3 protein-coding genes are annotated in these 9,855 nt (G+C 38.4%); all 3 read right to left on the bottom strand.

Annotated elements, in window-relative coordinates:
• A partial coding sequence (locus QZ576_RS18870; RefSeq protein WP_297099946.1) for a RagB/SusD family nutrient uptake outer membrane protein occupies positions 1-1,879 on the bottom strand: 1,879 nt, incomplete at its 3' end.
• A gap of 11 nt (positions 1,880-1,890) precedes the next feature.
• Positions 1,891-5,046 (bottom strand): TonB-dependent receptor, encoded by a 3,156-nt coding sequence (locus QZ576_RS18865; protein ID WP_297099943.1) that lies wholly within the window; start codon positions 5,044-5,046, stop codon positions 1,891-1,893.
• Between the two features lie 882 nt (positions 5,047-5,928).
• Complete coding sequence (locus QZ576_RS18860) at positions 5,929-9,843, bottom strand: two-component regulator propeller domain-containing protein (protein WP_297099940.1); 3,915 nt, start codon at positions 9,841-9,843, stop codon at positions 5,929-5,931.
• Between the last annotated feature and the right edge of the window lie 12 nt (positions 9,844-9,855).

The raw sequence follows: 9,855 nt of genomic DNA, 5'->3' as shown, positions 1-9,855 counted from the left end.
GCGGGAACCAGTAGTGTTTAACTCCAAACTGACGTGTTAAAATGACTTCTTCTCTAAAGTTGGCTACCCTTGCATCTCTTGGGTCGTTGTTCTCGTAGAAATCAGGGTCTTCTACCCGGTCAAACTCTTGAGAAGTTTTTACATTGTAAGGATACTCGGTAAGCAACAACCAACGTTGTAAGTCGTTAAAGCGGAAACCTTCGAATGAAAGCTCTACAGCACGTTCTCGTCTAACTTCGTCGATGAATTTTTCGCGACTTGCCGTGTACGAGGCAGCAACATGTCCGGCTCCACAACGGTCGCGAAGCGTGTTAAGGGCCTCTTCAGCTGTTTTTGCGAAATTCGATGCTTTCCCTGTAGCACCACCAAACGCAGCACATGCTTCAGCATACATGGTGTAAATATCGCCTAAGCGCATGTATGGCAGGTAGGTATGCAGGTTAAAACTCCAGTTATAAGCTCCGTCGTATTTATTTGCGGTATGTGGTACCAGTTTCTGAATAAAATAACCGGTACGACTACCATCGGCAGGATTACGCATCGTTCCGTTTGTTGCCAAACCTGTGTAACGCAAGTATTCCATATCTGCAGGCATTGTTGCATTCACGTATTTAAATCCATCGAAAACAATGTCGTGATAGAAACGTGGATCACGATCTTTAAAAGGATATTCAGGATCAAAACCTGATTCCGGATCATCCAATGGCAAACCGTTGGCCATACCGTAATTCTTCACGTAATTGGCTGTAGGATGATGGATAATATTATCGTGTTCCACCAGACCTTTAACTTTTGGTCCGAAAGTTTTTGTGGTGTTCCAGTTACTACCATTGTAATCGGTTGAAGGACCACGGAAAATAGCTTCTGTAGACCCCGGCATTAACCAGTTTTGGCCCGTAGTATAGAACATATCGCTGTACTTGGTTTCAACACCGCTTGATTTTTTATGATTATAAATGTCTTCATAATCAAAATCTACCAATGCATATTGTGTTTGCCCACCTTCAACAAGGTTCAGCAACTCACCAAAAGCTTCGGCAGCTTTGCGTGCATAATCTTCGTCGTAGTTATAGGTATTGGCACCGCCTGTTTCTGCACCGTTTTTCATTAACGGACTTGCAGCCCACAAATAGTTTTTACCCAGGTAACCCAAAGCCATAATTTTATTGGCGCGTAACTGGTTTTTACCCAGCGTGTTTTTACCAACTGTTGTTTCGTCCCAGTCAATTGGCAATAAGTTGGCAGCTTTTCTTAAATCGGCCCCGGCTTTGTCTGCACAATCCTGGTAACTTAAACGTGGTAAAGTTAATTTTTCACCTGAAGGCAATACCTGATCAACATATGGCAGGCCACCGAAATATTGCATCATTTCTAAATGCCACCATGCTCTGAAAAAGTAAAGCTGCCCTTCAATGTAATCTCTTTCCTCCTGTGTTGCCACAGTAAGTAGGTCCAAATTCTCGAGGCCCATATTAGCTTTACGGATACAATACCAGGCATGTGCCCATAATCCATGATCAAATTTGTTTGTAGAAGTTGGATTCGCATTGTCATCGTCCAGCCATGTACCGGCATTGTTTTGCCATGCCCAGAAGTTACCAATATCAACCTGATTGGTCATGTGCCAGCTACCTTCAAGGTTAAACAGCTCATCGTCACCCCAGTTCCACGAGGTAGTCCAGTATTTCTTTTCTTTATCAGGGATACAGTTGTAAATCTCCTCAATATACCCCTGGAAATTGGTAAAATTACTAAACGCTACCTCCTCCGATACGATCGATTCGGGTGCTTTATCCAGGTAATCTTCGCAGGAAAAGAGCCCCAATAACATGATGATCAGTACACCACTCTTCAAAAGCGTCTTATGTATATTTTTCATTGTACTCATAATTATAGTGTAAATCTTATTCCTAAATTATATCGTTTCATAGTTGGGTAGGCTCCCTGTCCACCCGAACCTGCAAAGTTTGATTCGCGGTCATCAGGCATTTTTGACCATACCCACAAGTTGTTACCATTAACAAATATCTTCAGGGTACGGAAACCAATTGTATTGATCCAACCGCCGTTAATGGTATAAGCTAATTCAGCATTTTTCAATCGAACATACGAACCATCGAACAAGTACTGTGTACCATTATTATAACTAGGTTCTGACAACCAACGCGGAACAGTTACATCTGCATTTGGTGTTTCTTGCGACCACCACGTTCCGAAATCGTAAACAGTATTCAGCTTACTTCCGAAACTGGTTAACGGTACGTTACGTGTTACATTATTAACCCCGTAAAACTGTACAAATGCGCTAAAACCTTTCCACTCAACACCAACTGTGGCATTGTAGGTATTTTGCGGAGATCCAGCGTATCCATAAGGAATCTGATCTTTACTATCGATAATACCATCGGCATTAAAATCGAGGATATAATAGTCTCCCGGTACTTTGTACGGATCGTTGGTATCGTGCATCGGGCTACCGTATAATGCATCGTAGGTATTAAAATAACCTGCATCAACATAAGCTCGTGTTTGTCCAAGACTATAACCGGCCTGTTTACGGTAATCTTCGTATAAGGCAGGGTCGTCTCTTTCAATAATTTCATTTACCGCGTGCGTCATACTCATGTCGCCCCACAAACGAACGCCATTATTTAATACTTTATTTATACGCAGTTGTATTTCGTACCCATTGGTTTCTACCTCTCCGAGGTTAGCTGTTGGAGGTGTCGGTCCAAAATAAGCTGGTACCGAACGATCGCCCCCGTTAATAAGAATATCAACACGGTTATCGCGGAAATATTCAATGCTACCGGCCAGTAGCCCGTCAAGGAAAGCGTAGTCTACACCCGCATTAAACTTTTTAACTGTCTCCCAGCGTACATCAGGGTTTCCAACTGTTGATTCACGGTACCAGTCATAAGGGCTGGTTCCCTGATTTAAGTCGAGAGATGAGTTACCCCCGTAAGCCCATTGTGTAAGGTACAACCAACGGCCATTGATATTATCATCACCAATTTCACCATACGAAGCCCTCAGTTTTAACATATCCAGGAATTCGACATTTTCCATAAATGATTCTTCAGAAACCATCCAGCCAATTGCTCCCGAACTAAAAAAGGCAAAACGATAGTCTTTGGAAAATCTTTCTGATCCGTTATAAGCACCATTATACTCTAAAAAGTAGCGCGATTTATAGTCGTATGTAGTACGGAATGCCCAGTCTTCACGGAAAGAAGGAATCACATTTCCTTGTGCGCGTTCTTTACGGCTAAACATACCCATTGCAGTAATACTATGGTTGCCAAACTGACGATCCCAGTTTAAGCGTAATTGATATTCCAGGTTACGTTGTGTTGCATAGTTTTGAACAGAACCAGCAGAGGTATTCCATAGCACGCCCTGTTGGAAATCGAATTTATTGTTATTCTCATATTCCTTTTTATATGTAGCAATACCAGTTGCTGGATCGATCCATTTTTGCTGTGCATCGTTGTAAAGGTCATTAATACCCCTGTTATTCTCCAGGAAAGTATTATCCCAAGAAATGGCACCACGAAACTTCAAGCCTTTAGTTATAAAATCCAACTCCTGCTCCAGAATAAAGTCGGTGTTGATTTGTGTGGTTGTTGAAAGCATGGTTCCTGAAAGCGACAGGTTTTGAGCCGAGTTGGAAACATTGGAGATGTTTGGATAAAATCCCCATGATCCATCAGAATATTGTGGCAAAAACACATCAGGGGCGATATTATAAGCACCGGCCCACTGCTGCGCAACAGCCCAGTCGCCCGAATTGGTTTGTCCCCACGGTGTTTTTTTCTGACCGTTAGATCCTGCCAGGTTCAGTCGGAAAACCGTAGATTTTGTAAGTTGGAAATCAAGGTTGCTTCGTACATTAATACGGTTATAAGCATATCCTGATTCGTAGTTCCTTCCGTTATCGAAAACATAAAAAAGGTCGCCCTCGTTGGCAAAGTCTGCCGAGGCAAAATATTTTACAAATTTGGTACCTCCCGATACGTTTACGTTTGCGTTATACGACATGGCATAATCTTTAAACAATACATCCTGCCAGTCGACATTAGGATAACGCTCGGCCTCTGCCAAATCAGCCGGGTAGCGGTATTTTTCAATAATATCCTGCGGAGTCATATATCCCCATGAATCAGGAGAAACACCCAACTCGTGCTCAATAGCATAGTTCCTCGCCATTAAAGCATCGTACGAATCGAGTTTGTTTGGTAGTTTCGATGGCACCTTCATGGTCATGTTGGCCGAAACATCAATACGAGCAGATCCTTCTTTACCACGTTTGGTAGTAATCAGGATAACACCGTTTGCTCCTTTCACACCAAAAACTGCTGTTGCCGAAGCATCTTTCAGAACAGAAATCGACTCAACCGAGTTCATATCTACTCCGCTCATCGGGCGTTCAACACCATCAACCAATACCAATGGGTCGCTGTTGTTCCACGAACTAGCCGAACGAATAATAATTTGAGGATCTTCCTCGCCCGGCATACCCGAGCTGTTAATGGTAATTACACCCGGCAGATTACCTGTTAATGCCATTCCGATATCGGTAACACCACCTGCACGCTGCAACACTTCACCCGTTGTTTGAGTGATCGCCCCAACAACACTCTCCTTCTTTTGCTGGCCGTAACCAACAACAATAGTCTCCTCCAATTGTACGCTCGATGATGCAAGTACAACCTCCAGTTTAGTTTGGTTAGTAATGTTAATTTCCTGTGGCTCCATTCCTATAAACGAGATCACCAGTATCTCCTTATCAGTTGGAACTTGCAGCTCAAATTCTCCATCTACATTGGTTGGCACACCAATTTGCGTACCTTTAACGATTACTGTAGCACCAATTACCGGATTATCTTGCTCATCAACAACCGTCCCCGTTATGGTCTTGGTATCCTGAGCAAACAACGATAAATTGATAAAAATCCCAAGTAAAACTACCAGCGTTTTTATCAAGTAGTTCTTCATCAAAGCTGACAAAGCTTTTTGAGATGATAAATTAATTCTGTGTTTCATTATATTCTCTATTAAATTGACAAAAGAGTTCTAAATTTTATTAGATGTTGATTTTATTGACTCTGATCCATAATGCCCTGTTAAGGCAAAGAATGAATACTTGAATAGAAATAATGAAGGACAGAATGTCCATAAGTGTTTTTCCTCATAAGATGTTCTTTTTACGTTTAAAATAATATTGATTAAGTGATTAAATTATGACTTGAAAAGCTAGTATACTTTACTATCGACATGTAATCTTATACACATTATAGTATCTCCATTCGTTTAGGTAGTCGAATGGCAGTGTCATCTCTGTAATCCACGAATAAATTCTCCATAAATATTCAGAATGACAGTTCCGAAAGAAATATCTGGATTGTAAGATGAAACGATTGGAGTCCATATCCAGCTGTTCTAGTATTGAATTTGAATTGACAGATTTTAGTATATAAGAACAGAATAAGTTCAGGTATACACATAAAAGCGTTATTCCAGAATAGCTACGCATCATTATTTACACCGTTTAGTTCAATTACTACATTAGTTTATTTTTAACTTTGCTATCGTTGAAGTGAAACAGTAATTCTCCAACAATCCATTTTCCAAATGTAGAATCATGCATATTTGGAGTCTTCTGTTTTAAGATATTTGATTTGTAGTCTAAGATAAAACTCGGACCTTACACTCATATCTCATTCAACATAAACAACTTACAAAATTCATAATTTCCTTAGTTTTTTTGTTTGATCCGAACTATCGGGAGTGTAGATTTAAAAAAACGCGTGTATTTTTACATAATATGAAACGCGATTTTAAATGGAGTCTTAATTATATGACATCTGACTTTACATATTTTGGGTTAAAATATGTAGTGATATATAAACGGGGGTTTCCTTTCAATTATTCAACCTGGGAAGGTGATTTATCAAAATGTTTACGAAAAATAGTACTAAAATAACCGATACTACTAAATCCACATAGTTCACTCACTTCGGTTATGGTATATCTCTTTGATTGTAATAATTCGTAGGCACGATTTAGCCTCTTAATCCTTATAAAATCTGATGGCGACTGGTCAGTAAGAGATTTGACTTTTTTATAAAGTAGTGAAGGGCTCATATTCATTGCTTCAGCAAAATCATCTCTAGTAAACTCAACATTACCTATATTATCATTAACAATCTCAATTAGACGCTTTAGAAACTTGTCATTTAGTTCGTTTTCTAAAATAATTGCTCCTTCGTCTGCCTTAATCATTTTCAAGGCCTTATCCCTAATAATCTCGCGGTTTTTTAGAATTGATCTAATTCTTTGTTGAAGTAAACTAACATCAAAAGGTTTGGTAAGATAATCATCTGCACCTATCCCCAATCCGTGCAATTGTTGTGCTTTTCCCGCTAGGGCAGTTAATAAGATTATTGGGATATGTGCAGTTTCAAAATTCGATTTGACCTTTTCACACAATTCAAAACCATCCATTATGGGCATCATTATATCAGAAACAATTAGATCTGGATGCTTCTTTTGTATTATTTTCCATGCCTCTTCGCCATCTTCTGCCAGACAAATATTAAACTGATCTTGCATAGCTGATTGAAGAAACTCTCTTAGATATTCGTGATCTTCGACAATTAAAACAGTCATTTTATTCCCTCTTTTATCTGCAGCCTGCTTCTCTGTTAAAGGATTAATTTTTGATGTTTTGAAAACATTTTCTTCAACAGATAGAGAAGCTGATTCTTTTTTCCTTTCCGAGACATCCTTCTGAATAAAGGGAATAGTTACTAAGAATGTGGATCCAACATTAGATTGGCTATAACATGTAACCTTACCACCATGCATGGAAACATAATTTTTAACTAATAGCAAGCCAATTCCCGAACCAACTATTTTGGAGTTGATAGCATTTTCTCCACGGTAGTATTCCTTGAACAACATTTTTTGAGCCTTTTTGGTGATTCCAATACCACTGTCTTGGACTTCAAGAATCCATTTTGCAGATGCACATCTGAGCTCAATATTTACACGCGAATTTGGGTTTGAGTACTTTATGGCATTGGAAATAAGATTATCAACTACTTTCTGTATCATTCGTTCATCAACAGATGTTTCAAACTTATCGCAATTTACTCTGAAGATCAGGTCAATTTCTCGACTTTTAGCATAAGCCTCAAACATCATCACCCTGTCTTTTACGGTCTTAACAATATCAACAAAGTTTAATGCCATTCTTTCCCTTCCAACATCTACCTTCTGAAAATCTAGCAATTGAGTCACTACCATCGATAAGCGATGAACCTGTTCGGTAGCCAAATGAAGGTATTTCATGCTTCTATCGCTTAATCCCGAATCTTTATTTAATTCTTCTATTGGTCCGTTAACCAACGTCAACGACGTACGTATATCGTGAGCAGTATTAGCAAAAAACCTGATTTTCTCCTCCGAGTGCTTTTTCTTTAACCTATCAATGTAAAAATAAACACCGAAAATCCCCAAACCAACAACAAAGAATATTACAATTAGGGTAAACCAAACCGTTTTCCAGAAAGGCGGAATGATTTTCACCACAATTAGGCGTTCGGCAATTATGCCGGTTCTGGAATTATCGAACATACGTATTTGTATGGTATATGATCCGTATGGAAGATTAGAGTAAGATAAAATTCGGTTGTCTACCGGCTTACTCCATTCCTGATCCAAACCATCAATCTTCCATGAAAATTTTGCACCAGGAGAAGTAACTCCAAGAGGTATAAGTTCTAAGCCTATCGTATTTTGAAAATATTTAAGGCTAATTTCCTTAAGCTCATTAAGAGGCACCGAAGGTTTCAAATCTTTAATGTCACGAATTGATCTTCCTGATACAGAAATATCCTGAACATAAATCCGACCTTCTTCCGGGTTTAGCTTTAAATCATCTGGGTCAAACATTAAAGCACCTTTATTTGAGCCCATAATCAAGTCTCCATTTTTTAGGAGACATTGTGCATCCTGATTAAAAGACACATTACTAAGATATAACAATGAGTTAAAGGTTAATATAGTCTGATCGGTTTCATTTAATCGACATAACCCTAGCTCAGTACCTATCCAATAGTATCCTTTTGCGTACTCAATACTATTTACGAAATTACTGGGCAGGCCATTATCTATTGTATAATACTGTGTAGACTTATTATTTAAATTATAACGGATCACACCATTACCATTGGTTCCAATCCAAACTATATCTTCCGACAGATAAAGGTCAGATACCACAAAACCTTCGACCAGAACTTCATGGCTACCGGTAGTTTTATCAAAGAGTAACAATCCATAGGTTGTTCCCATCAATAATTTATCAGGTCCGTATTCAATTATCATATAAATTGTATAATTCGGGAATGATTGATAAGTGTCATTTGTGTAATTATATCTTATCAAATCGCCCCGAACACCACCAATCCAAATATCTCCCTTTTGGTCTTCGATCATGTTAAAAACAAAATCACCAGCAAAATTGCCCTCAGTGTTTTCCTGGCTCAAATGCCTTAATTCTTTTCCGGTATTTCCATCCAGAATATAAATACCTGAAGAATAAGAACCAGCCCATATTCTTCCAAACGAATCCTGACAAAGTGCAAGAAAAACCTGGGCATGTTGTTCCTTATTATGATAGAATGATTTCCATTTCCTGGTTTTTGTGTTCCAAAAGCTGATACCATTATTGGTGGCAAACCAAAGGTTGCCGTTACGATCTTCCAGTACACTGTTGACATCATTATTTACTAATGAATTTTCGTTATTAACCACATGTGATATCTTAGTTACAACCGAGCTACTTGCCTGATCAAAAAATGAAACTCCCCCCGTATACGTACAAATCCATACTCTTTTATTGCGATCGCAAAAGACATCATAAACTCCATTTCCTTTTAATGAATTTGGATTATCAGAGTCTTCCTTATAAACAGATAATACTTCCAGTGATTTTTTATCAACTTCCCATATTCCCTGGCCATCAATTCCGATCAGGAACACTGATTCGGAAATTGGACTTATCGCCTGAACTGGTTGATTGGGAATAGCTTTAACAGCCGTTAAACGTTGTTGGCCGTTTTCTTCTTTCAGGCAATACAAGCCATCCCCAAAAGTTCCCAGCCATAAAGTTTTTTCAGCTTGATCGTACTCAATATATGAAATATAGAAATTAGATTCTTCAGGAAAGATAAAATACTCTTCCGAGCTTAAAGTATTTATATCAAAAATCCCAATCACACCTGCGAGAGCATAATAGAAGCGATGATTATCTAACCATTCAATAAATTGAATATTTTGATCCTTTAAATGAATCGAAAGTCCTTCGTTGTTATTATAACGCATCAATCCAAAAGAGCTCGCTTCCCAAACTGTACCTGCCGAATCAACTAACATTTTATTAATCAATACATGAGGGTTTTCTAATTGTCTGGAAATATTTGTGATAAGATCAAAACGGTCTTGAATATTATTGTAAACAAATACCTGTCCATTATTAGTGTATACATATAGTGTATGGTTAGTATATTCCATACCAACAGAAATAATATCTTCTGTATCATATGGTATTTGATACGTTCGAATATCATCTCTTGAATATCTCACAATACCAACCTTGGAAGAGATCCAAATAAAACCATCTTCATCTTCACAAACCTGATTGGTTTCACGAATTGAAATACCGTATTCTTCATTCAGGTTATAGAACTGAATTGAATTTTCTGCAGTGGCAATAAAGGCCACACAATTGAGAAAAATGAAAATAAAATGGATAAAACAGTATTTTCTTGAATTCATGATTTTGCACTA

The sequence above is a fragment of the uncultured Draconibacterium sp. genome (assembly GCF_913060805.1).
In the GTDB taxonomy this organism is placed as follows: domain Bacteria; phylum Bacteroidota; class Bacteroidia; order Bacteroidales; family Prolixibacteraceae; genus Draconibacterium.
The sequence above is the reverse complement of the archived record's forward strand: the minus strand, read 5'-3'. Positions and strand labels throughout refer to the sequence as shown.

Coding starts and splice junctions, on each gene's coding strand:
- QZ576_RS18865 (WP_297099943.1), bottom strand. CDS start 5,046: ATGAAACACAGAATTAATTTATCATCTCAAAAAGCTTTGTCAGCTTTG.
- QZ576_RS18860 (WP_297099940.1), bottom strand. CDS start 9,843: ATGAATTCAAGAAAATACTGTTTTATCCATTTTATTTTCATTTTTCTC.